Annotated in this window: 21 protein-coding genes; 12 read left to right on the forward strand and 9 right to left on the reverse strand. The window is 67.0% G+C overall.

The features are described 5' to 3' along the window. Positions 1-11: 11 nt before the first annotated feature. From EEB19_RS02405 to upp, 4 genes are all read left to right on the forward strand, one after another. Complete coding sequence (locus EEB19_RS02405) at positions 12-602, forward strand: bifunctional 2-polyprenyl-6-hydroxyphenol methylase/3-demethylubiquinol 3-O-methyltransferase UbiG (protein WP_187582783.1); 591 nt, start codon at positions 12-14, stop codon at positions 600-602. Between the two features lie 177 nt (positions 603-779). Continuing rightward, positions 780-2,066, forward strand: coding sequence for a GTP cyclohydrolase II (locus tag EEB19_RS02410; protein WP_187582785.1), 1,287 nt, complete (start codon positions 780-782; stop codon positions 2,064-2,066). Continuing rightward, positions 2,063-3,319, forward strand: coding sequence for a URC4/urg3 family protein (locus EEB19_RS02415; protein ID WP_187582787.1), 1,257 nt, complete (start codon positions 2,063-2,065; stop codon positions 3,317-3,319). Before EEB19_RS02410 ends, EEB19_RS02415 begins: the two co-directional genes overlap by 4 nt. A gap of 41 nt (positions 3,320-3,360) precedes the next feature. Then, the gene (upp, locus tag EEB19_RS02420; protein WP_187582789.1) at positions 3,361-3,990 is read left to right on the forward strand and encodes a uracil phosphoribosyltransferase; all 630 of its coding nucleotides are present in this window, start codon (positions 3,361-3,363) and stop codon (positions 3,988-3,990) included. A gap of 40 nt (positions 3,991-4,030) precedes the next feature. Here the strand turns inward: upp and EEB19_RS02425 are convergent, their stop codons facing one another. Further along, complete coding sequence (locus EEB19_RS02425; protein ID WP_187582791.1) at positions 4,031-4,765, reverse strand: CPBP family intramembrane glutamic endopeptidase; 735 nt, start codon at positions 4,763-4,765, stop codon at positions 4,031-4,033. An 85-nt stretch (positions 4,766-4,850) separates the two neighbouring features. On the opposite strand from EEB19_RS02425, the gene EEB19_RS02430 reads away from it, so the two are divergent. Continuing rightward, positions 4,851-5,537 carry a YoaK family protein gene (locus EEB19_RS02430; protein ID WP_187582793.1) on the forward strand — a complete coding sequence of 229 codons (687 nt, stop codon included), beginning with the start codon at positions 4,851-4,853 and terminating at the stop codon, positions 5,535-5,537. Positions 5,538-5,684: 147 nt separating this feature from the next. Here the strand turns inward: EEB19_RS02430 and EEB19_RS02435 are convergent, their stop codons facing one another. Genes EEB19_RS02435 through EEB19_RS02450 form a run of 4 tightly spaced genes read right to left on the reverse strand, consistent with a single transcriptional unit; the run spans position 5,685 to position 9,107 of the window. Beyond that, a complete protein-coding gene (locus EEB19_RS02435; RefSeq protein WP_187582795.1) occupies positions 5,685-6,320 on the reverse strand; it encodes a TetR/AcrR family transcriptional regulator in 636 nt (211 codons plus the stop codon). Between the two features lie 11 nt (positions 6,321-6,331). Continuing rightward, entirely contained in the window at positions 6,332-7,207 is an 876-nt protein-coding gene (locus EEB19_RS02440; protein WP_187582796.1) for an ABC transporter ATP-binding protein, read from the reverse strand. Continuing rightward, complete coding sequence (locus EEB19_RS02445; protein ID WP_187582798.1) at positions 7,204-8,040, reverse strand: ABC transporter ATP-binding protein; 837 nt, start codon at positions 8,038-8,040, stop codon at positions 7,204-7,206. The genes EEB19_RS02440 and EEB19_RS02445 overlap by 4 nt, the downstream gene beginning before the upstream one ends. Beyond that, on the reverse strand, positions 8,037-9,107 hold the full coding sequence (locus EEB19_RS02450; RefSeq protein WP_187582800.1) for an ABC transporter permease: 1,071 nt from the start codon (positions 9,105-9,107) through the stop codon (positions 8,037-8,039). The genes EEB19_RS02445 and EEB19_RS02450 overlap by 4 nt, the downstream gene beginning before the upstream one ends. A 122-nt stretch (positions 9,108-9,229) precedes the next feature. On the opposite strand from EEB19_RS02450, the gene EEB19_RS02455 reads away from it, so the two are divergent. Then, positions 9,230-10,195, forward strand: coding sequence for an arsenic resistance protein (locus EEB19_RS02455; RefSeq protein ID WP_187583099.1), 966 nt, complete (start codon positions 9,230-9,232; stop codon positions 10,193-10,195). Between the two features lie 21 nt (positions 10,196-10,216). Here the strand turns inward: EEB19_RS02455 and EEB19_RS02460 are convergent, their stop codons facing one another. Next, a complete protein-coding gene (locus EEB19_RS02460) occupies positions 10,217-10,951 on the reverse strand; it encodes a glucose 1-dehydrogenase (RefSeq protein ID WP_187582802.1) in 735 nt (244 codons plus the stop codon). Positions 10,952-11,078: 127 nt separating this feature from the next. Between EEB19_RS02460 and EEB19_RS02465 the strand changes: the two genes are divergently transcribed. Then, the gene (locus EEB19_RS02465) at positions 11,079-12,161 is read left to right on the forward strand and encodes a diacylglycerol kinase (RefSeq protein WP_187582804.1); all 1,083 of its coding nucleotides are present in this window, start codon (positions 11,079-11,081) and stop codon (positions 12,159-12,161) included. A 25-nt stretch (positions 12,162-12,186) separates the two neighbouring features. Here the strand turns inward: EEB19_RS02465 and EEB19_RS02470 are convergent, their stop codons facing one another. From EEB19_RS02470 to EEB19_RS02480, 3 genes are read right to left on the reverse strand one after another with little or no spacing between them, the layout of a single operon-like run. Beyond that, positions 12,187-13,605, reverse strand: a complete 1,419-nt coding sequence (locus EEB19_RS02470) for a xylulokinase (RefSeq protein ID WP_187582806.1) — start codon at positions 13,603-13,605, stop codon at positions 12,187-12,189. Beyond that, on the reverse strand, positions 13,602-15,086 hold the full coding sequence (locus EEB19_RS02475; protein ID WP_187582808.1) for a mannitol dehydrogenase family protein: 1,485 nt from the start codon (positions 15,084-15,086) through the stop codon (positions 13,602-13,604). Before EEB19_RS02475 ends, EEB19_RS02470 begins: the two co-directional genes overlap by 4 nt. Further along, positions 15,083-16,195: an NAD(P)-dependent alcohol dehydrogenase gene (locus EEB19_RS02480; protein ID WP_262365401.1), complete on the reverse strand. Its 1,113-nt coding sequence runs from the start codon at positions 16,193-16,195 to the stop codon at positions 15,083-15,085. Before EEB19_RS02480 ends, EEB19_RS02475 begins: the two co-directional genes overlap by 4 nt. 76 nt (positions 16,196-16,271) lie before the next feature. Here EEB19_RS02480 and EEB19_RS02485 point away from each other — a divergent pair, with 76 nt between their 5' ends. From EEB19_RS02485 to EEB19_RS02505, 5 genes are all read left to right on the forward strand, one after another. Then, complete coding sequence (locus tag EEB19_RS02485) at positions 16,272-17,261, forward strand: sugar-binding transcriptional regulator (RefSeq protein WP_187582810.1); 990 nt, start codon at positions 16,272-16,274, stop codon at positions 17,259-17,261. A 71-nt stretch (positions 17,262-17,332) separates the two neighbouring features. After that, the gene (locus EEB19_RS02490; protein WP_187583102.1) at positions 17,333-18,649 is read left to right on the forward strand and encodes a sugar ABC transporter substrate-binding protein; all 1,317 of its coding nucleotides are present in this window, start codon (positions 17,333-17,335) and stop codon (positions 18,647-18,649) included. A 60-nt stretch (positions 18,650-18,709) separates the two neighbouring features. Continuing rightward, complete coding sequence (locus tag EEB19_RS02495; protein ID WP_262365402.1) at positions 18,710-19,612, forward strand: carbohydrate ABC transporter permease; 903 nt, start codon at positions 18,710-18,712, stop codon at positions 19,610-19,612. Then, complete coding sequence (locus tag EEB19_RS02500; RefSeq protein ID WP_187582814.1) at positions 19,612-20,490, forward strand: carbohydrate ABC transporter permease; 879 nt, start codon at positions 19,612-19,614, stop codon at positions 20,488-20,490. The genes EEB19_RS02495 and EEB19_RS02500 overlap by 1 nt, the downstream gene beginning before the upstream one ends. Before the next feature lie 52 nt (positions 20,491-20,542). Continuing rightward, the gene (locus EEB19_RS02505) at positions 20,543-21,646 is read left to right on the forward strand and encodes an ABC transporter ATP-binding protein (RefSeq protein ID WP_187582816.1); all 1,104 of its coding nucleotides are present in this window, start codon (positions 20,543-20,545) and stop codon (positions 21,644-21,646) included. Positions 21,647-21,657: the final 11 nt, after the last annotated feature.

Below are 21,657 nucleotides of genomic sequence, written 5' to 3' on the forward strand. Positions count from 1 at the left end.
ACGATCACCCCGTGGCCACGCGATGGGACGAGTCGAATGCACCGAGGGGTGACCGGTACGACGAGCGCTGGGCGCGTCTGGCTGCGTCCGGTCAGAGCGTGCACGGGGAGGCCGCGCTGATCGACTCGCTCGTCCGTGACCTGGAGAATGCGACGATCCTCGACGCGGGGTGTGGGACCGGCCGGGTCGCGATCGAACTGAACCGCCGCGGTCACGAGGTCGTCGGCACAGACATCGACGAGTCGATGCTCGCCACCGCGCGCCGGAAAGCCCCCGAGATCGACTGGCTTCTGGCAGACCTCGCCCACCTCGGCGATCATGTGGACGCCACCTTCGACGTCGCCGTCCTCGCCGGCAATGTGATGATCTTCGTCGATCCGGGCACCGAGGCCCGCGTCGTCGAACAGGTGACACACCGCCTGGTCCCCCACGGCCTCCTGGTCGCCGGCTTTCAGGTCCGGACCGACCGTCTGCCGATCGAGGACTACGACCGGTACGCGACTGCCGCGGGACTCGAACTCGTCGCGCGGTGGGCGACGTGGGACCGGGAGCCGTACACCGGCGGTGACTACGCCGTCTCGGTTCATCGACGTATCGGGTGAGTCGGGCGGACAATCGACGGTGATGGGTGATCGGGGTGTGCCACCCGCCGCCTGACCGGTCGCACGGCGACATCGGCCGGATGTCGTTATGCTGGCGGTTTCTCACGGCGCCGTCGGTTGTGTCGGTGTCGTCGGACACTCGGCGCCGGCAGGTGTCCGCGGAGGACAGGAGCGATGATGACCGCAGATCTGGGTCCGGGCGCGATTCCCGACGCAAGCCGGTCGACCGCCTCGGGACACATTCGGCTGACCTCTCACAGCGGTGGGCTCGGCGCGCTCCCGATCCGCTGGGGCGCGCCCACCGCCGCCGAGCGTGGCCCGGTCGTCGGCACGACGTCGCAACGAGGACATCGCAATGTGATCGGCACCCACAGCGGCTCGTACAGCGTGTACCGTGCGCTCGCCGTCGCCGCCGGCGCCCTGTCCCGCGATCATCGCGCCGATCTCACGAACACGACCCCCACCGATGTGATCGGGCCGTACCCGCAGTGGTGGGAACCGGGCACGATCGTGAGTCTGGATCCGTGGAGCGCCATGACGGCCGACGTCTTCGCCGACCAACTCGCGTCCGGGCACGACATCCGGCCCACGATCGCGATCACCAAAGCCCATGTGGTCCTCCCCGAGATCGCCGACGCCATCGGCCGGGGCCGTTTGCGTCCGGACGGTCGACATCTGCTGGAGTCGGGGGCCGCCCTGGTCACCAAGGCGGCCGTCGAACCGGTGTGGCACCTGCCGAGTGTCGCGGAGCGATTCGGATGTACCGAGGCCGAACTGCGCCGGACACTGTTCGAGGAGACCGGCGGGATGTACCCGGAGTTGGTCACCCGCTCCGACCTCGAGGTGTTCCTCCCTCCGATCGGCGGCCAGACTGTCTACATCTTCGGCAACCCGCGTGATCTCGCCGACCCGTCGGTCGAGCTGACCGCCCGCGTCCACGACGAGTGCAACGGGTCCGACGTGTTCGGCTCCGACATCTGCACCTGCCGGCCGTATCTGACGCATGCCATCGAGGAATGCATCCTCGGCGCGCAGCGCGGCGGTGTCGGCCTGGTCTCCTACTCACGCAAGGAGGGCCGGGCCCTCGGCGAGGTGACCAAGTTCCTCGTGTACAACGCTCGCAAACGACAGGTCGGCGGAGACACCGCAGAGCAGTACTTCGCCCGCACGGAATGTGTTGCCGGCGTACAGGACATGCGGTTCCAGGAACTGATGCCCGACGTCCTGCACTGGCTGGGCGTGCGCACGATCCACCGTCTGGTGTCGATGAGCAACATGAAGTACGACGCCATCACCGGTTCGGGAATCGAGGTCGGTGAGCGGGTGAACATCCCCGACGAGCTCATCCCGGAGGACGCCCAGGTCGAGATCGACGCGAAGATGGCCGCCGGATACTTCACTCCGGGACCGGTTCCGGACGCGACCGAGCTCGGCAAGGCCAAGGGCCGGGGCCTGGACCGGTGAGCGTGAGCTCACGGTCGGTACCGGATTCCACGGCCACCGGAGAGTCGGCGGTTGCCATCGTGCGCACCACTGCTGCGATCCGGGACCGCGCAAACCAGTTGCTCGATCGCGCACGCTCCGGCGGGTCGGCCTGGTTCACCGTCCACGACGACGCGTTGCCCGGGACCGCGGCCGATGTCGCGTCGATCACGCGACGTCGGTACCCCGATCTCCGGATCCCGTTCCACAGTCGGTGGCGCCATTTCGAGGTCGGCGGCGTCGACCGCGCGGCAGCTGTGCGTGAGACATTCGCCGACGATCCGGCCGAACAGGCGCGCTCGCTCATCGACTTGGCGGTCGTGAGCGTGCTGCTCGACGCCGGCGCCGGACCCGACTGGACCTATCGCGACACCGCGAGCGGCACGGACATCGCGCGTTCCGAAGGATTGGGTGTGGCGAGTCTCGACGCATTCGTCGCGGGCCTGTTCTCCGGCGATCCGGAGGGTCCGTTGCGGGTCGACCCTGGCGGCCTGCGCGCCCTCACACCCGACGTGGTCGGTGCGGCGTTTCAGGTGTCGTCGTCGAATCCTCTCGTCGGACTCGACGGACGCGTCGAGCTCCTCCATCGCCTCGGGGACGCACTCGAGCGGGCTCCCGAGGTGTTCGGGACCGACCCGCGGCCGGGCCACCTGTATGACGTCCTGATCGGCTCCGGACGGGAGCCCGTCGTCGACGCGCACGACATCTTGACCACGCTGCTCGACCATCTGTCGGGAATCTGGCCCTCCGACAACCGCATCGGCGACGTCGCGCTCGGCGACTGCTGGCGCCATCCCGCGGTTGCCGGCCCCGGGCCCAGCGACGGCTGGATGCCGTTCCACAAACTGTCGCAATGGTTGACGTACTCGTTGCTCGAGCCCTTCGGGTGGGCCGGATGCACGCTGTCCGGTGTCGACGAGCTGACCGCCCTGCCCGAGTACCGTAACGGCGGGCTGCTGCTCGACACCGGCGTCCTCCGACATCGCGATCCCGCCGATGCCGGGCGGACCTGGTCAGCGGGCGATGAACTCGTCGTCGAGTGGCGTGCGCTGACCGTCGCGCTGCTCGATGAACTCGCACCGCTCGTCCGTTCGGAACTCGGTCTCACCCCCGAGCAGATGCCGCTGGCATGCGTCCTGGAGGGCGGCACCTGGGCCGCCGGACGCGACACCGCGCGCCGGTTGCGCGGCGGACTACCCCCGTTTGCCATCGCCAGTGACGGAACGGTCTTCTGATCCACCCACCCCACCCGTCGATCCGATCAGGAGGCCACGACATGGACGACGTCATTCTCGTCGACCACCCGCTCGTCCAACACAAACTCACACTGATGAGGCGACAAGACACCTCCACCAACGACTTTCGCCGACTCCTCAACGAGATCTCCACGCTGATGGCCAACGAGGTCTTGCGGGACATCCCGATGCATCCGGTCACCATCGAGACGCCACTGGAGACGATGACCGCCAACGTGATCGACGGCAAGAAGGTCGTCTTCGCGTCCATCTTGCGAGCCGGGACGGGCATCGTCGACGGCATGCTCACCGTGGTTCCCGGAGCACGCGTCGGACACATCGGTCTCTATCGCGACCCCAAGACGATGATCGCTGTCGAGTACTACTTCAAGATGCCCGGCGACCTCGCCGAACGCGATGTCGTCGTGGTGGATCCGATGCTCGCCACCGGACACTCGGCTGTCGCCGCCGTCGAGCGCATCAAGGAGTACTCGCCCCGATCGATCAAGTTCGTGTGTCTGCTGACCTGTCCGCAGGGGGTCGACACCCTGCACGCGGCACATCCCGACGTCCCGATCTTCACCGCGGCGATCGATCGTGGACTCGACGCAAACGGTTACATCGTTCCCGGGATCGGCGATGCCGGGGACCGGATCTTCGGTACCACATGACAGCTGCGCGCGGGTAACCCTTCCGGAACGAGCGGGCAGGTCAGTGTGGGAGATGCCAGGCGACTGCGGCCCCCACCGCTCCGGTCGCATTGAGTGCCCAGTGGAAGGCGATGGGCGCAACAAGGCTCGTGCTGCGATGCCGTAGCCACCCCAGTACCAATCCGGCGGCACCCGTGGCGATCACGGCCCCCACGATCCCGGCGATCTGCGCGAGCGTGCCGGACCCGAGGATCCCGGTGAATCCCTCGTTGCCCGCGGTCAACCCGAGCGACGAGCTGACGTGCCAGAGTCCGAAGGCCAGCGCGCCCAGGCCCAGCGTCCACCGGACGCCGAACACTCGCCCGAGCGATCCCTGCAACACGCCCCGGAACATCAACTCCTCCGGGAGAACTGTCTGCAGCGGAATCGTCACCACCGCCGCCAGTACCGCTGCGGTAGCGCTGTCGAAGCGGTCCGAGAGGAAGAACTGACGGGTGGCCGGGATGGCGACCGCGACCGACACCACCGCGAACACGACGACGACCGCACCGACGGCGTACGGGATTCCCGCCCTCACCTCGCTCCGGCTCAATCCCATCTCGCGCCATCGCAACCCCGCTGCCCGTGCGCCCGCGACGATCACCACCGCCGCGATCGGTACGGCGAACACCCCGGTCCAATGCCCGGTGAAATGGGCGAGCAGGTTGGTCACGACGAGAGCCGCCACGACAGCGACGAGAAGACACACCGATCGTCGGCGCGGTGCACCGGCCGACGCGCTCGGGAGTCCGGTCATCGCACCTTCTTCGAATGGGTGTCACCATTGTGCACGACCGGAACCCACCCGGACGGGATGTCATCGACAGACTCGGAGGAGCACCGTGACCACGTCGACCTCGTTACGATTCGCGTTGCTGATCACCGGGGCGAGCGGCTTCCTCGACAGCTATACCTTCCTGTCACGCGGTGGGGTGTTCGCCAATGCCCAGACCGGCAATGTGATCTTCCTGGCGTTGAATCTCGCTGAGCGTCACTGGCATCAGGCCATCGGACACCTGTGGCCGATTCTCGCATTCGTCGTCGGCGTCATCCTCGCCGTGCACATCAAGGCGGGCCGGCTCGACCGCCTGCTCCCCTACCCGATCCGTGTGACGATGGGTCTGCAGGCACTGATCCTCCTCGTCATCGGTTTCGTCCCGACGTCGGTGCCGCACTCGTTCGTCACCATTCCCATCGCGTTCCTGGCGGCCATGCAGATCGAGTTGTTCCGCAGCATCGGCGATCTCAACTACGTCGCCGTCGCGACGACCGGAAATCTCATGCGACTGGTCGAGGCCGGCTACGGCGCAACGATCGATCGGGCGCCCGAGTCGCGTCGGGCGTTCTCCGTCTACACCCGGGTGGTGGGTGTGTTCGCGGGCGGTGCACTCGTCGGGGCCATCTGCACGCAGCTGATGGGAGGGAGCGCCGCGTGGGTGCCTGCGGGCTTCCTCGCGGTCACGCTGGTGCTCTTCATCATCGACGAGCATCGGGACGATCCTGCCGACCGCACTGGTTCCGACGCCTAGCCGGCTCTCGCCGATCCCGATCTTCCCGAGTGGGCCCTCGATCTCGCCGAGTGGGTCCAACCGGGCCGTCGTCGCGAGGCGCTGTGCCCACTCGATGAATTCCTGGACACGGTCGGCGAGATTCTGGACACGGTCGGCGAGAGCGGGTCAGTCGTCGCCTGATTCGATGGTCATGTCACCGGACAAGTAGCGGTCGATGTTCGGCCCCACCCGCTGTGCGAGCTCCTCCGGGGTGGCCTTCGCGACCACCGGCACGTCGAGGACGTAGCGCGCCATCCCCAGTCCGGCGATCTGACTGAACATCAACCCGATCCGTTCATCACGATGATCGTCGGCGACGACGTCGGCGAGTGCGGTGCGGACGATCCCGAGGAAGAACTCGCGCATGCCGGCGGCCACCTCGGCGTGGGTCACGGCCACGCGAAGCAGGGCGATCGCACGGGTTCGCTGCTCCGGATTGGACTCCCAGAATCCGAGGATGCGCCGGAGGAACTCGGTTCCCGGACTGTCGGTGTCCACGGTGATTCCCGCGAACATCTCGACGACGTCGATCTCCGGCCGCAGCGCCGCCACCAGCAACGCGTCCTTGGTGCCGAAGTAGTGGTGGATCAGGGCGGGGTCGACGCCGGCCCGCCTTCCGATCTCGCGCATCGTGGATCGGTCGAAACCACGGTCGGAGAACAACTCCCGGGCAGCAGTGAGGATGGACTCGCGATTGTCGGACCCGGTGGCCGCCGCCCTCGGGCGTCCTCGCCCCCGTCCGCTCCGCTGCTGCGGTGTCACCTCGCCGTGCCCTACGATCGTGCCGCGTGTTCCCGGGCCAGGACCAGCATGCGTTCCTCGATGGTGGCCCGGACAGGCGTGATGTCGGCGGCGATCCCCGCAGCATCGAGGACGGCGTCGATGTCCGCGGGATCGGTGTCCGGGACCCGGATCGCCCGCCCGGCAAGGATGACGGGGACACCGGCGTCGTTCAGTGCCGCGAACGCCTGGGACCAGTCCGACGTCCGGACCGCGACCGCCCGGGTGTCGCCGATGATGTCGTCCTCGCTGCCGGAGCCGACCAGCTGTCCGTTTGCCATGAGCAGCAGTCGATCACACTGCTGCGCCTCCTCCATGTAGTGGGTCGTGACCAGGACACCGACCCCGTCGTCGGCCTGGTGGCGGATCGTGTCCCAGAGTTCGGCACGCGACAATGCATCGACACCGGAGGTCGGTTCGTCGAGGACGAGTACCTCGGGGGCGTGGGCGAGGGCGACGAGAAACGCCACCTGCCGCTGGGCGCCGAGCGCGAGATCCCCGACGAGCGTGCCGCGCACATCACGGAGGTCCGCCGGGATGTCGGGCACGGGTACACCGTAGGCGCCGGCGCTGAACGACAGGTTCTCGCCCACGGTGAGATCCCGATACAGTCCGAGGTTCTGTGGCACATATCCCATACGGGCCCTGCGGGTCTGGTCCGGTGGCCCGCCGAGGAGCTCGACCGATCCTTCCGTCGCGGCCAGCAGTCCGAGCAACATGCGGATCAACGTGGTCTTTCCGGCACCGTTGGCGCCGAGCAGCCCGACCACCTCACCGGGCCCGACGGTCATCGACACCGAGTCGACGGCGGTGAAGTCACCGAAGCGGCGGGTGACCTCACGTGCCCCGAGAACCACATCGGAGGTCATGCGCCGGCCTCCTGCCTGCGGGTCGTCTGCTTACGCGTCATCGACAGCGCGATCACGATGTCCTCGAGGTCCGGTGTGACAGCGGGTGCGTCCACATCGGGGTGACCGTCCGGCCAGTACTCGTGCCGTCGACGACCGCGGCGCCAGGACCACTCCGGGCGCGTGGGCGCGACGGCAGCGGTGATCACGCCGGTGAACCCCGCCCGCACCTCGTCGTAGGAGCCCTGGGTCAGGATTCGGCCGCCGTCGAGGACGACGAGATCCGCAGCGCGCTCGGCCTCGTCCAGGTATGTGGTCGACATGAGCACGGCGGCGCCGTCGGCGGCCGCTTCCGAGATCATGCGCCACAGATCGATGCGGCTGACCGGGTCGACCCCGGTACTGGGCTCGTCGAGGATCAGCAGGGGCGGACGGTGGATCATCGCCATGGCCGCACCGAGCTTCCGGCGCATCCCGCCCGACAGCGCCGAGGCGAGTCGATCGGCTGCCACGCGTAGCCCGGCTCCATCGATGAGCTCTTCGCGTCGATTCTCGAGCTCGGCACCCGTCAGGCCATAGATGCCGCCCACGAAGTCCAGGTTCTGACGTACGGTCAACGCTCCCCAGCTCCCCGGACCCGCCGACAGGAAACCGATCTCGTGTTTGTCCGGCGCCCGGACCGTGCCACTGTCCGGGATGACCGCACCCACGAAGGTTCGCAGCAGAGTGGATTTGCCGGCGCCGTCACCGCCGACCAACGCGACCACGTGGCCGGACGGCACATCGACGCTGACGTCGTCGAGTGCGGTCCGCTCACCGAACCGCACCGTGACCGAGTGCGCTCCCGCGATCATGCGACGTCCGCGCCCGTCGATTCCGACGACGGGGTCGGAGTCCTCTGCTTCGACACGTCGGGTGCCAGGTCGCGACGGAATCGCAGAGTCGCGCCGGTGAACACGACCACGGCCATCACCGTCAGGATCAGCAACGGCAACCACAGCGACGAGATCGGTGCGTCGCGCAGCATGACGCCCTGCGAGATCATGGTGAAGTAGGTCAGCGGGAGCAGATAACCGATCCATCGAACTCCCGCTGCCATCGCGTCCAGCGGAAAGATCATGCCGGACAACAAGATCTGCGGGAGCAGAAACATGAATGCGGTCTGGATCGCCTGGCCGGTCGTCTGCGAGATCGTCGAGATCAGCACTCCGAGACCGAGCACGACGAACAGGAAGATGGCGGCCCCGAGCGCAAAGATCAGCACGTTTCCGTTGAACGGCACCCCGAACAGGAGCATCCCGAGGACCGTGACGACGATCATGTCGACGGCTGCCAGGAGGAAGTAGGGCACGATCTTGCCGAGGATCACCTGGCTCGGCCGGATCGGCATCACGGCGAGTTGTTCCAGAGTGCCCGCTTCTCGTTCACGAACCAGGCCGATACTCGTGATGATGGTGCCGATGAAGGTCAGGATCAGCCCGATGATCGCGGGCACCATCACCCACGACGTCTTCAGATCAGGGTTGAACAACACCTCGGTCTCGACCTGTCCACCCATCTTGTTCAGGATGCCGACCGTCGACTGTGCAGCGAACAGGTTCGACCCGTCCACGTAGGCGATCGGCTTCTGCCCGGGCGGCCCGGTCACGATGGCGACGTCGACCTTGTTCTCCCGCAACATGTCCCGGGCCTGGGTTGCGGTGTCGCCCGGATGGGACTCGGTGACGTCGAAGTACGACGGCAGAGCCTGACTGATCTGCTGGGTGGTCGGACCGACGACGGCGGTCTTCACCGACGAGACATAGAAGTTGGCGGCATAGCCGAAGATCACCAGCAGCAGCAGCGGCAGGACGATCAACATGGCCAGTGTGCGGGGGTCCCGCCGGAGTTCGCGAAATTCTTTGAGAATCATGGCGCGCATGTCAAATGCTAGGCACGTGACATGTCCGAGGTCAACAAGCGATGAATTTATTTCCCGCGTCGCCACACAGGTCCGAGTCGACGATGCCGGAGATCGATTGGTGCAGAATGACGCGCGTGCCGATGACCATCGACGAGATGACCGCGAACCTGGAACGACATCAGGTCGCCATCTATCTGGCCGCGATTGCTGCGGGCGCAGCGTTCGGCATGGTCATGCCCGCGAGCGGCCCGGTGCTCGAGCACGCCATCAATCCGTCGATCGCGGCCTTGCTGTTCGTGACGTTCCTCCAGGTCCCCGTGGCACGACTCGGGGCGGCCCTGCGCGACGTCAGGTTCATCGCCGCGCTGCTCGCGGTGAACTTCGTGGCGGTGCCGCTGGTCGTGGCCTGCCTGCTTCCGCTGGTGCCGGACGAGGCTGCTCTGCGAGTCGGGGTACTCCTGGTCCTGCTGTGCCCGTGCGTGGATTACGTGATCGTGTTCAGTGGACTGGCGGGCGGCGACAGCCATCGACTGCTCGCCGCGACGCCACTGCTGCTCCTGCTCCAGATGGCGTTGCTGCCGGTGTTTCTCACGATCTTCCTCGGCGGTGAACTCGCCGCGGTGGTCGACGTCGCGCCCTTTGTCACCGCGTTCGTGGTGCTCATCGTGATCCCGCTCGCGCTGGCGTGGATGACACAGGCCGGGGCGAGTCGATCGGCCCTTGTCCACCGCGTGAGCAGCGCAGCGGGCAGCGCGATGGTGCCGCTGATGGCGCTGGTCCTGGTCGTGGTGGTCGGCTCCCAGATCCCTGCACTCGACGATCACGGACGTTCGGTGGCGTCGGTGATCGGCGTCTACCTTCTCTTCCTGATCGTCATGACCGTGCTCGGACTGCTGGTCTCACGACCGTTCGGAGTGGGACTGACCGGACGTCGCGCCGTCACCTTCTCCGGCGTGACCCGCAACTCCCTGGTGGTCCTTCCGCTGGCGCTGTCGCTGCCCGGCGAGATGGCTGCGATCGCCGGCTCGGCGGTGGTCGCCCAGACGCTGATCGAAGTCCTCGGGATGGTTACTCTCGTGGCCCTCATCCCGAGGATCACCCGATGATCGCCTCGTCGGCACTCGTGGTCAGTTGTGCGGGACGTCGGCGGTCAGTCCGCCGTCCATGACGAACTCGGTTCCGGTGGCATAGGAGGATTCGTCGCTGGCGAGGAACACGATGAACGTCGACACCTCTTCGGATTCGGCCGGCCGGCCCAGCGGCGTCTTGACGATGTCCTCCGGGAGCCCCTCGGTCATCGGGGTACGGATCATGCCGGGATGGATGGAGTTCACCCGAATGTTGTGCGGGGCGAGTTCCAGCGCGGCCGATTTCGCCAGGCCGCGCACACCCCACTTCGACGCGACATAGCCGTGCGCCCACGGACTCCCGCGCAGTCCCTCCACCGACGAGACGTTGATGATCGAGCCTCCGCCGGCGGCGATCATCGGATCCACGGCGGCCTGCATGCCGAGGAACGTGCCGGTGAGGTTGACGTCGAGGATCTGCTGCCACTTGTCCAGTCGGAACTTCTGCAGGGTGCTTCCGTTCACGATTCCCGCGTTGTTCACCAACACGTTGAGCCGACCGAAATCGTCCACCGCGGTCGCGACTGCTGCCGCCCAGTCATCCGGCGACGTGACGTCGAGATGGACGTACCGGGCCGCTACGCCCAACTCCTCCGCGAGCGCCTTGCCCTCGTCGTCGAGGATGTCGCCGATCACGACCTTCGCACCCTCGGCCACGAGCATCCGTGCATGAGATGCGCCCATGCCCCGCGAACCACCACTGATCACCGCGACCTTGTCGTCTACTCGTCCCATGGCGAGGAAGACTACCTGCTCAACAGCCAAATGAGAACAAGTTCTACCGAGTCGGCCCGGGCCGTGCTCTACTGATATGGACAGTAGTCCGGACAATTGTTCACCTGACCAGCACAAGGAGAGACGGATGGCCATCCGCGTGGCACACATCGGGACCGGGAACGTCGGCCGACTGGCATTGCGCCAACTGATCGCCGATCCCCGGTTCGACCTCGTCGCCGTATGCGTGTCGGCACCGGAGAAGGTCGGCCGCGATGCCGCCGAACTCGCCGGCATCGAGCACGAGCCGACCGGCATCCTCGCCACCGATGACCTCTCGGCGATCATCGAGACCGATCCCGACTGCGCGGTCTACTGCGCCATGGGCGACACCCGACCGGTGGAGGCCCTCGACGACTGCGTCCGCCTGCTGTCGGCGGGCATCGACGTGGTCGGTTCGGCTCCGGTGTCGCTGCAATATCCCTGGGGCGTCATGCCCCCCAAGGCCGTCGCGAAGGTGGATGCCGCTGCGCGGGAGGGCGACTCGAGCGTCTTCGTCACCGGCGTCGATCCGGGATTCGCGAACGATCTCGTCCCGCTCGCGTTCGCGTCGACCTGTCAGCACATCGATCAGATCCGATGCATGGAGATCGCAGACTACGCGACCTACGACGGCGCCGCCGTGATGTTCGACGTCATGGGATTCGGCAAGCCGATGGACGAGACGCCGATGCTCTTCCTCCCCGGCGTCCTCGGCATGGCGTGGGGGACGACCATCCGTCTGCTCGCCGCGGGTCTGGGCGTCACCGTCGACGAGATCGTCGAACACTGGGAGGATGAGCCGGCCCCCGAGACGTTCGACATCGCAGCCGGGACCGTCGCCGAAGGCACCCGTGCCGCAGTGCGTTTCGAGATCATCGGCAGGGTCGGCGGCCGCGATGTCATCGTGATCGAGCACGTCACCCGTCTTCGTGAGGACCTCGGCACACCGTGGGCCCAGCCCGCGCAGGCCGGCGGTTGCTATCGGGTGGAGATCGTCGGCGAGCCGTCCTACCGCATCGACATCAGTCCGACGAGCGAACACGGCGACCACAACCACGCGGCGATCGTCGCGGGTGCGGGCCGCATCGTGAACGCGATCCCGGCAGTCGTCGACGGACCCTCCGGAATCCGTACCGCGCTCGACCTCCCGCTGGTCACAGCCGGGAACGCGGCGGTGTCCACGCGGTGATGTTCTCGCCTGCGATGCCGAGACCTCAGGACCGCACGGGCGTCATCGCAGGAGCCCGATCGGCCACGGAGTCGGAAACGCTCCGGTATCGCTCGTAGACATCGCGGTCGTCGGCTCCGGCGTCGCGCGACGTCGCCGCGACGCCCCAGTCGGGTAGGTCGCCGGTGAGTGCCCACGCAGCCTGGCGCGCGGCGCCGAGGGCGACGTACTCGCCCGGCTCGGGCACGGTGACGGTACGGCCGAACAGGCGGGGGGCGAGGGTCAACACGGCCTCGGACCGACTCCCCCCGCCCGTCACCATGATCCGATCCACATCGATGCCCTGATCACGGATCAGATCCATGCAATAGACGAGCGAACAGAGCAATCCCTCGACCGCGGCGCGGGCCACATTCGCCGGCGTCCAGTTGTCGGCGGTGATGCCCACGACGGAGCCGGTGGCGTCCGGGAGGTTGGGTGATCGTTCACCGGCGAAATAGGGCACCATGACCAGTCCCCCGGCCCCCGGCGGCGCCGAGAGAGCGAGGCGCCCGAACTCATCGAGATCGACGCCGAGCATGTCCGCCGTCGACGCCAGTACGGGCGCCCCGTTCAGGGTGCACACCAGCGGCAGCTGGCGACCGGTCGCGTCCGCGAATCCGGCCACCAGACCGGAGGCGTCGTGCGCCGGCACGTCGGTGACGACGCTGACGACACCTGAGGTGCCCAGGGAGACGATGCAATCGCGGGCTCCGGCGGCCAGGCCCAACGCGGCCGACGCGTTGTCGCCGGCGCCCGCGCCGATGACCGTCCCCGAATCGGTTCGCCCGGCACGATCGGCGGGGCCGAGCACGTGGGGCACGAGCGGACGCCGGCCACCGAATGCCAACTCGAGCAGATCGGTTCGGTAGGAGCCGTCGGCCGCGGCGAAGTATCCGGTCCCGGAGGCATCGCTGCGATCGGTGACGAGCGCATCGATCCCCGGTGCGCCCCTCAGCTGCCACGTCAACCAGTCGTGCGGAAGACACACGGCGGCGGTCGCGTCGGCGAGTTCGGGTTCGTTGTCCGCCATCCACCGCAACTTCGACGCGGTGATCGACGCGACCGGCACCACCCCCACTGCCGACGCCCAACCGTCCGGCCCGCCGAGTTCGTCGACGAGCGCCGAGGCGCTCGCGGCCGAGCGGGTGTCGTTCCACAGCAACGCATTCCGGACCACGACTCCGTCGCCGTCGAGACAGATCATCCCGTGTTGCTGTCCGCCGACCGAAATCGCGGCGACGTCCTCGAGCCCTCCAACGTCGGCGATCGCGGAGGTCAGGGCCGTCCACCAGTGCCGGGGGTCGACCTCGGTGCCGGGCGGATGCGGCGCCCTGGCGGAACGGACGACCGCGCCGGAGTCAGCGTCGCACACGACGATCTTGCAGGACTGGGTCGAGGAGTCGACCCCGGCGACCAGAGTCATCCGAGCAATCCCTCCAGGGTCGCCCGCGCGCCGTCCCGACGCAGCGTGCCGAGCGCGGCCAGGTAGGGACCGGTGAATCGATCGTCGTCGGCGAGGTCGCCGAACAGGCTGCGGTCGGAGACGAAAGCCAGCGTGTCCGTGCGTGATCGCCGCGCCAGCGGTACGAGTCGGTCGGCGAGCGGGTCGACGACGGAGATCGCGTCCCCGTTCTCGTCGACCCCCTCGGCGTAGCGGGTCCAACTCGCGACGACCGCGGCAGCCAGCGTCACGTCGCCACCGGCGGCGAGCCGTTCGCGAATGACGGGGATCAACCATTTGGGGATGCGGTCCGAGGAGTCCTGACACAGGCGCGCGATCGTGTCGGCGATCGCCGGATTGCCGAAGCGTTCGATGAGGGTCTCGGTGTACTCGTCGAGGTCGACGCCGGGCACGGGGGCGAGCGTCGGCCTGCCCTCGGACGCCATGTAGCGCCGCAGCAGTGTCGCGATCAGTGGGTCTGCGGTGGCTTCGTGGACGAAGCGATAACCCATCAGATATCCGAAGTAGCAGAGCGCCTGATGGCCGGCGTTGAGCAGTCGGAGCTTCATCAGTTCGTAGGGGGTGACGTCGTCGACGACCTGCACACCGACATCCTCGAGTCGTGGACGGCCCATCGAGAAGCTGTCCTCGAGCACCCACTGCGTGAACGGCTCGGCGACGACCGGCCACCTGTCATCGATACCGGTGCGGTCGGCCACCTCTGCGCGCAGTTCGGGCGGCGTCGCCGGCGTGATGCGATCGACCATCGAGTTGGGAAAGGCCGTGTGCTCGCTGATCCAGTCGGCGAGACCGGGATTCTTCAGCCGCGCGAACGCGAGGAACACCGAGTGTGCCATGTGCCCGTTGCCCTGGATGTTGTCGCAGGACATCACCGTGAACGACTCGACACCGCGCTCGCGTCGTCGGCGCAGAGCCTCGGTCACGAGTCCGAACACCGTCACGGGCACTGCGCCGTCGGCCAGGTCGGCGACCACGTCGGGTGCGGTGGCGTCGAATTCGCCCGTGGACGGTGAGAAGTTGTAACCACCCTCGGTCACCGTCAGCGACACGATCCGGGTGTCGGGATCGGCGAGCTTCTCGATGACACGCTCGGGGTCATCGGGTGCGAACAGGAACTCCCCGATGGAACCGATGACGGATGTCTCGATCGCCCCGTCGGGATGTTTGAGGGTGAGGGTGAACAGCCCGTCCTGCGGGCCGAGGGCGTCGCGCATGCCGGCGTCCGCCGGACGTACACCCACTCCGCAGATCCCCCAGTCGAGGGAGTCGGGACCGCCCTCGACGAGGAGCCGGTCGAGGTACATCGCCTGGTGTGCGCGATGGAATCCGCCGACGCCGACATGCACGATGCCGGTCCGCAGACGTTCGCGATCGTAGGTCGGTGTCGCGACGGAGTCGATCTCGGAGAGCGACTTCTGCTGTAGTTCAACGGTTTCGGTCACAGAGCACTTCCTCGTGTGGTCGGGGTGGCGGACATGGCCGTCGTCGCGTCCGGCGTCGACGGTACGTGAGCTGTGCCGGGGTGGACCACGGCCTTGATGCTGCCCGGCACTCGATCGGCGTCGAGGGCGGCCCGTACGTCGTCGAGCCCGAACCGCGCGGTGACCATTCCGTCGAGGTCGACTCGTCCCGACGTGATGAGGGACAGCGCGGTCGGCCAGGTGTTCGCGTAGCGGAACACGCCGGTCAGGACGATCTCGCGATTCTGGATGACGGTGACGGGCAAGCTCATGGTGTCCGCACCCATCCCGACCAGGACGACGCGACCCGCCGGCCGCACGGCTCCGATGCCCGCGACGACCGCGGCCTCGACGCCGCTCGCGTCGATGAACGCATCGACCCGCTCGACGGCCGCCCCCGGCGCGACGACCCGGGTGGCGCCGAAACGTGCCGCCACGTCTCGGCGACGTTCGTCCGGCTCACTGACGACGATGCGGGTCACGCCGGCGGCGCGCGCCACCTGCGCACACATCAGGCCGATCGGGCCGGCACCGGAGATGAGCACCGAGTCGCCCATACCCAGGCCGGCCTTGCGCACTGCGGCGATGCCGACCGACAGTGGTTCGCACAGCGCGGCGGCGTCGTCGCTGACCTCATCGGGCACCGGATGGGCGAAACCGGCACCGATGGTGACGAACTCGCACAGGGCACCGTCGACCGGTGGTGTCGCGAAGAACCGCATGTGCGGGCAGAGGTTGTAGTCCCCGCGAAGGGATTCCTCGCTCGAGGGATCGGGCTGCTGGGGCTCGATGGAGACGCGTTGGCCGACCCGCTCGGGCGGCACCCCGGCACCGACGGCGACCACGGTGCCGGCCGCTTCGTGCCCGAGTGTCAGTGGTCCCGTCACGACGTGGTCGCCTATGCGTCCGTGACGCAGATAGTGCGCGTCCGACCCGCAGACACCCACGGCACTCACATGGATGAGCACCTCGCCCGGCCCGGCTACCGGAACCGGCCGGTCCTCGACCGTCAGACGGCCGTCGGGGTACAGAACGCTCGCCCGCATGGTGGTGATCGTCGGGTCACTCCGGGAATCGACTGTTGCGTGCATCACATTTCCGATGTTAGCGTATTGAGCAATATTCCGGCCAGTGAGCAAATGCTCACACTGACTGCGAGGCGGATGGATGACCTCTCCCACCAAGACGACCCCGGACAGCGGTCACGACCTGCGACTGCTCGTCCGCGCGGCGACGATGTACCACTTGGAAGGTCTGACCCAGGCGGAAATCGCCTCCCGTCTGGGTGTCTCCCGTCCCACCGCGGGTCGGCTCGTCGCCCGGGCCCGCGCACAGGGACTCGTTCAGGTGACCGTCACCGCACCCGCCCATCTCGGCCGGTCGATCCACACCGAGGTCGAGCGTCAGGTCGAGGAGGTCTTCGGCCTCGACGAGGTGCTCGTGATCGACGAGATCGCCGACGGCACCGCCTCCGGTAACGCCGCACTCGGCCGTGCAGGCGCCTCGGTCCTGACCCGTCGCATCCAGCCGACCGACGTGCTCGGTTTCACCTGGGGACCCGAGCAGGTCGCCGTCGCCGACGCGATGTCGGCCAACTCGTCGTGCCGGCAGGTGGTCCAGATGGACGGCTCGATGACCTCCGTCGAATACCACACCGGTGTCGACCACGCCCTCGCACGACTCTCCGACAGACTGCACGCGCAGCCGATGCGACTGGTCGCCCCGCTCTACGCGGATTCCGAGACCGTCGCCGCCCTGCAACGCGATTCGATTCTCTCGCAGTCGTTGTCGGCGGCGCGCTCGGCCAACGTGATGCTCTTCGGCGTCGGTTCGGTGTCGACGTCGACAACGCTGTTCGAGGGCGCCTTCATCGACGCGATCGTGCTCGACGAGCTCGACGCACTCGCCGCGGTCGGCGAGATCGGCGGCCGCTTCTATGACGCCCACGGCGTCGCCGTGGACTCCACCCTGGTGGACCGGACGGTGTCCGTACCGCTGGACTCGGTGCGCGCCTGCCCGACGTCCATCCTCGTGTCCGGCGGAGAACACCGCCGCGACTCCATCCTGGGCGCCCTTCGCGGCGGATACGCGACGATCCTCGTCACCGACCTCCCCACCGCCGAATGGCTTGTCGCTGAACAGAAAGGTGAACACTGATGGCCGACGGACCCAAGGTCACACGGCGGATCGGACGGGCCTCCCGCCGGGCCCGTACCTACGCCGTGTCGATGGCCGCCGCATTCGCACTCGTCGCCACGGGGTGTTCCGGCGCCGGCTCGTTCACGGACGGGGGCGGCGATTCCGTGACCGTGGCGATGGTGTCGAACTCACAGATGCAGGACGCCGTGCAACTGTCGAGTCAGTTCGAGCAGCAGAACCCGGGTATCAAACTCAAGTTCGTCACGCTGTCGGAGAACGAGGCACGCGCCAAGATCACCGCGTCGGTCTCCACCGGCGGCGGCGAGTTCGACGTGGTGATGATCAGCAACTACGAGACGCCGATGTGGGCGGAGAACGGCTGGCTGGTCAACCTCAGCCCATACATGGACGCCGATCCCACGTACGACTCCGACGACTTCATCCCCACGCTCAAGAGCGCACTCTCCTACCAGGGTTCGATGTACTCGGCGCCGTTCTACGGCGAGTCCTCGTTCCTGATGTACAACAAGAAGATGTTCGCCGACGCGGGGGTCTCCCTGCCGGCGAACCCGACCTGGCCGCAGGTGCGTGACGCCGCGGCCGCCCTGACCCGCGGTGACGTCTCCGGCATCTGTCTGCGTGGCAAGCCGGGCTGGGGCGAGTTGCTGGCGCCGCTGGACACCGTCATCAATGCGTTCGGTGGGCGCTGGTACGACGAGGACTGGAACGCGCAACTGACCAGTCCCGAGGTCGAAGCGGCGGTGAAGTTCTATGTCGACACGGTCCGCAAGTACGGCGAACCCGGTGCCGCCTCGTCCGGCTTCCAGGAATGCGGAAACCTGTTGTCGCAGGGCCAGACCGCCATGTGGTACGACGCGACGTCGGCGGTGTCGGTGCTCGAGAGCCCGGATACGTCCACCATCGCGGGCGATGTCGGCTATCTTCCCGCACCGAGTATGGCCAAGTCCGACAACGGGTGGCTCTACACCTGGTCGCTGGGCATCCCCACCAGCAGCACGAAGCGCGACGACGCCTGGAAGTTCATCGACTGGATGACCAATCGTGACTACATCAAGCACGTGTCGGACACGTTGGGCGCCACGCATATCCCGCCCGGCAGCCGGATGTCCACCTATCAGCTGCCGGCCTACCAGGCGATCTCCAAGCCGTTCGCCGACGCGACACTGTCCGCGATGACCACCGCGAACCAGTTGAAGCCGACGCTGCAGCCGGTGCCCTACACGGGCATCCAGTTCCTCGCGATCCCGGAGTTCCAGGATCTGGGAACCCGTGTCAGTCAGCAGATCTCGGCCGCGATTGCCGGTCAGATCAGCGTCGAGGACGCGCTGGCACAGTCACAGAAGTATGCCGAGCAGGTCGGCAAGACCTATCAGAAGGAGAGGTGAGACGTGGCCACCGCACTCGCCCAACCAGGGGCCGATCCACAACCGCGATCCGACGCACCGTTGAGCTCACAACGAGATCACATCTCGCGGGCCGAGGGTTGGCGCCGCCGCGGACCGCTTCTGCCCGCCCTGATCTTCATGATCGTGGTGACACAGATCCCGTTCCTGTTCACCCTGTTCTATTCGACCCAGTCATGGAACCTGGTCCGTCCGGGTTCGCGAGCGTTCGTCGGGATCGACAACTATGTCGCGGTGTTCACCGATGCCCAGTTCTGGCGGGTGACGCTCAACACGATCCTGCTGATCGTCGGCACGGTCATCGCGTCGGTCCTCCTCGGTCTGGTCTTCGCGCTGCTGCTCGACCGTAAGTTCCTGGGGCGCGGGATCGTTCGCACGTTGTTGATCACCCCGTTCCTCGTGACCCCGGTCGCCGCGGCGCTGCTGTGGAAGACGAGCCTGCTCTCGCCGACCAACGGCCTGGTGAACTGGCTGCTCAGTCCCTTCGGCGTCCACACCGACTGGCTCAGCCAGTACCCGCTGATGAGCGTGATCGCGGAACTGGTGTGGCAGTGGACGCCGTTCATGATGCTGCTCATCCTGGCCGGGCTGCAGTCGATGCCGCAGGACATCCAGGAGGCCGCCCGCGTGGACGGGGCGACGAGTTTCCGGTTGTTTCGCGAACTGACCCTGCCGCATCTTCGCCGGTTCATCGAGCTCGGTGCGGTGCTGGGTGCGATCTACCTGGTCAACACGTTCGACGCGGTCTACATGATGACCTCGGGCGGTCCCGGGGTGTCCTCGGCGAACCTGCCGTTCTACATCTATCAGCGCGCCTTCCTGGGATTCGACATCGGACAGGCCGCAGCCATGGGCGTGGTCACCGTGATCGGCACGATCGTCGTCGCTTCACTGGCCCTGCGCCTGATCTTCAAGAGCTTCACCGGAAACGAGGAGGCGGCCTGATGACCACCACCAGTCCCACCCGCGCGTCGTCGTCGACGACCATCGACGGGGTGGAGATCACCCGACGGCGCAACCCGCGCGCGTCGCTGCTGACCGCCTTCACCTGGATCCTGGCACTGGGCTTCTTCTTCCCGGTGCTGTGGATGGTGCTCACCGCGTTCAAACAGGAGAGCGACGCGGCGACGAACCCGCCGACGTTCATCTTCACCCCCACCCTCGACCAGTTCAAAGAGGTCTTCGACGCGGGTATCGCCACACCGCTGCTGAACTCGTTGTTCGCGACCATCGTCTCCACCATTCTGGTACTGGCTCTGGGTGTTCCGGCGGCTTTCGCACTGTCGCTGCGCCCCGTCCGCAAGACCCAGGACGCGCTGTTCTTCTTCATCAGCACCAAGATGTTGCCGATCGTCGCCGCAATCATCCCGCTCTACGTCATCGTCGGCCGCATCGGGATGCTCGACAACATCTGGACCCTGGTCATCCTCTACACCGCGATGAACCTGCCCATCGCGGTGTGGATGATGCGATCGTTCTTCCTCGAGGTGCCCGGTGAACTGTTGGAGGCGGCCAGCATCGACGGTGCGAGCCTGTGGACCTCGGTCCGCGAGGTGATCCTGCCGCTGATCTCCCCCGGCATCGCCGCCACCGCACTGATCTGCGTGATCTTCTCGTGGAACGAGTTCTTCTTCGCCGTCAACATGACCGCCGTCAACGCCCAGACGATGCCGGTGTTCCTCACCGGCTTCATGTCCGGGCAGGGCCTGTACTGGGCGCAACTGTCGGCCGCCTCCGTCCTGGCAGCACTGCCGGTCGTCATCTGCGGCTGGATCGCGCAGAACAAACTCGTCCGCGGCCTCTCGTTTGGTGCCATCAAGTAGCCGCAGCCGGCCCGCCCTCCCCCATCACTTCCTCGAATCAGGAGCAACCACCATGGCTTCCATCACCTACGACGACGCCTGCTGCGTCTACCCCGGCGCCGACAAACTCGCCGTCGACCGCCTCAACCTCGACATCGCCGACGGCGAGTTCATCGTCCTCGTCGGCCCGTCCGGTTCGGGCAAGTCCACCGCCCTGCGCATGCTCGCCGGCCTCGAGGAGATCGACTCCGGCGCCATCCGTATCGGCGGAGAGAACATGGTCGGCGTGGCCCCCAAGGACCGCGACATCGCCATGGTGTTCCAGAACTACGCGCTCTACCCCAACAAGACCGTCGGGGAGAACATGGGATTCGCCCTCAAGATGCGCGGCATCGGCGCCGACGAGCGCAAGCAGAAGGTCGCCGAGGCCGCCCGCCTGCTCGATCTGACCGACTACCTCGACCGCAAACCAGCCAAACTCTCCGGCGGACAACGCCAACGCGTGGCGATGGGCCGTGCCATCGTCCGTGAGCCCCAGGTGTTCTGCATGGACGAACCACTGTCGAATCTCGACGCCAAACTGCGCGTCCAGACCCGCTCCCAGATCGCCGCCCTGCAACGCCGACTCGGCACCACCACCGTGTACGTCACCCACGACCAGGTCGAGGCCATGACCATGGGAGACCGCGTCGCCGTGCTGCGCAACGGGGTCCTGCAACAGTTCTCGACGCCTGCCGATCTGTACGACCGGCCCACCAACGCGTTCGTGGCCGGTTTCATCGGCTCGCCCGCGATGAACCTGTTCACCGCCCCGGTCACCGACGGCGCCATCACGATCTCCGGGTCCACGGTCGACCTCGACGACGAATCACGGGCGCTGCTGCAACGCTCCGGGTTGTCGACGGTCATCGTCGGCATCCGGCCCGAACACCTCGCCATCGGTGGCGACGCAGGTGTCGACGCCGACGTCGAACTCCTCGAAGAGCTGGGAGCCGAGAGCTACCTGTATGCCCGCGTGAACGATCCGTCGATCAAGACTCTCGACGGCGATCCGGTCACGCTGGTCGCACGCACCCCGCACCGGGCGCCCGCCAAGCTCGGTGACAGCGTCCGGCTCCATCAGTCGGATCGGGCGGTCCACTTGTTCGATCCGACGACGGGTGATCGGCTGCGGTGAGCGCAGCCCCG

This window comes from Gordonia sp. OPL2 (genome assembly GCF_003797825.1).
Lineage (GTDB): Bacteria > Actinomycetota > Actinomycetes > Mycobacteriales > Mycobacteriaceae > Gordonia.

What these genes read in the sequence shown, in the direction of transcription:
- EEB19_RS02500 (WP_187582814.1), top strand. Translation starts at nt 19,612, where the DNA reads ATGACCACCACCAGTCCCACCCGCGCGTCGTCGTCGACGACCATCGAC.
- upp (WP_187582789.1), top strand. Translation starts at nt 3,361, where the DNA reads ATGGACGACGTCATTCTCGTCGACCACCCGCTCGTCCAACACAAACTC.
- EEB19_RS02450 (WP_187582800.1), bottom strand. Translation starts at nt 9,107, where the DNA reads ATGCGCGCCATGATTCTCAAAGAATTTCGCGAACTCCGGCGGGACCCC.
- EEB19_RS02470 (WP_187582806.1), bottom strand. Translation starts at nt 13,605, where the DNA reads ATGACTCTGGTCGCCGGGGTCGACTCCTCGACCCAGTCCTGCAAGATC.
- EEB19_RS02440 (WP_187582796.1), bottom strand. Translation starts at nt 7,207, where the DNA reads ATGACCTCCGATGTGGTTCTCGGGGCACGTGAGGTCACCCGCCGCTTC.
- EEB19_RS02460 (WP_187582802.1), bottom strand. Translation starts at nt 10,951, where the DNA reads ATGGGACGAGTAGACGACAAGGTCGCGGTGATCAGTGGTGGTTCGCGG.
- EEB19_RS02490 (WP_187583102.1), top strand. Translation starts at nt 17,333, where the DNA reads ATGGCCGCCGCATTCGCACTCGTCGCCACGGGGTGTTCCGGCGCCGGC.
- EEB19_RS02455 (WP_187583099.1), top strand. Translation starts at nt 9,230, where the DNA reads ATGACCATCGACGAGATGACCGCGAACCTGGAACGACATCAGGTCGCC.
- EEB19_RS02425 (WP_187582791.1), bottom strand. Translation starts at nt 4,765, where the DNA reads ATGACCGGACTCCCGAGCGCGTCGGCCGGTGCACCGCGCCGACGATCG.
- EEB19_RS02505 (WP_187582816.1), top strand. Translation starts at nt 20,543, where the DNA reads ATGGCTTCCATCACCTACGACGACGCCTGCTGCGTCTACCCCGGCGCC.
- EEB19_RS02410 (WP_187582785.1), top strand. Translation starts at nt 780, where the DNA reads ATGACCGCAGATCTGGGTCCGGGCGCGATTCCCGACGCAAGCCGGTCG.
- EEB19_RS02445 (WP_187582798.1), bottom strand. Translation starts at nt 8,040, where the DNA reads ATGATCGCGGGAGCGCACTCGGTCACGGTGCGGTTCGGTGAGCGGACC.
- EEB19_RS02480 (WP_262365401.1), bottom strand. Translation starts at nt 16,195, where the DNA reads ATGCACGCAACAGTCGATTCCCGGAGTGACCCGACGATCACCACCATG.
- EEB19_RS02465 (WP_187582804.1), top strand. Translation starts at nt 11,079, where the DNA reads ATGGCCATCCGCGTGGCACACATCGGGACCGGGAACGTCGGCCGACTG.
- EEB19_RS02485 (WP_187582810.1), top strand. Translation starts at nt 16,272, where the DNA reads ATGACCTCTCCCACCAAGACGACCCCGGACAGCGGTCACGACCTGCGA.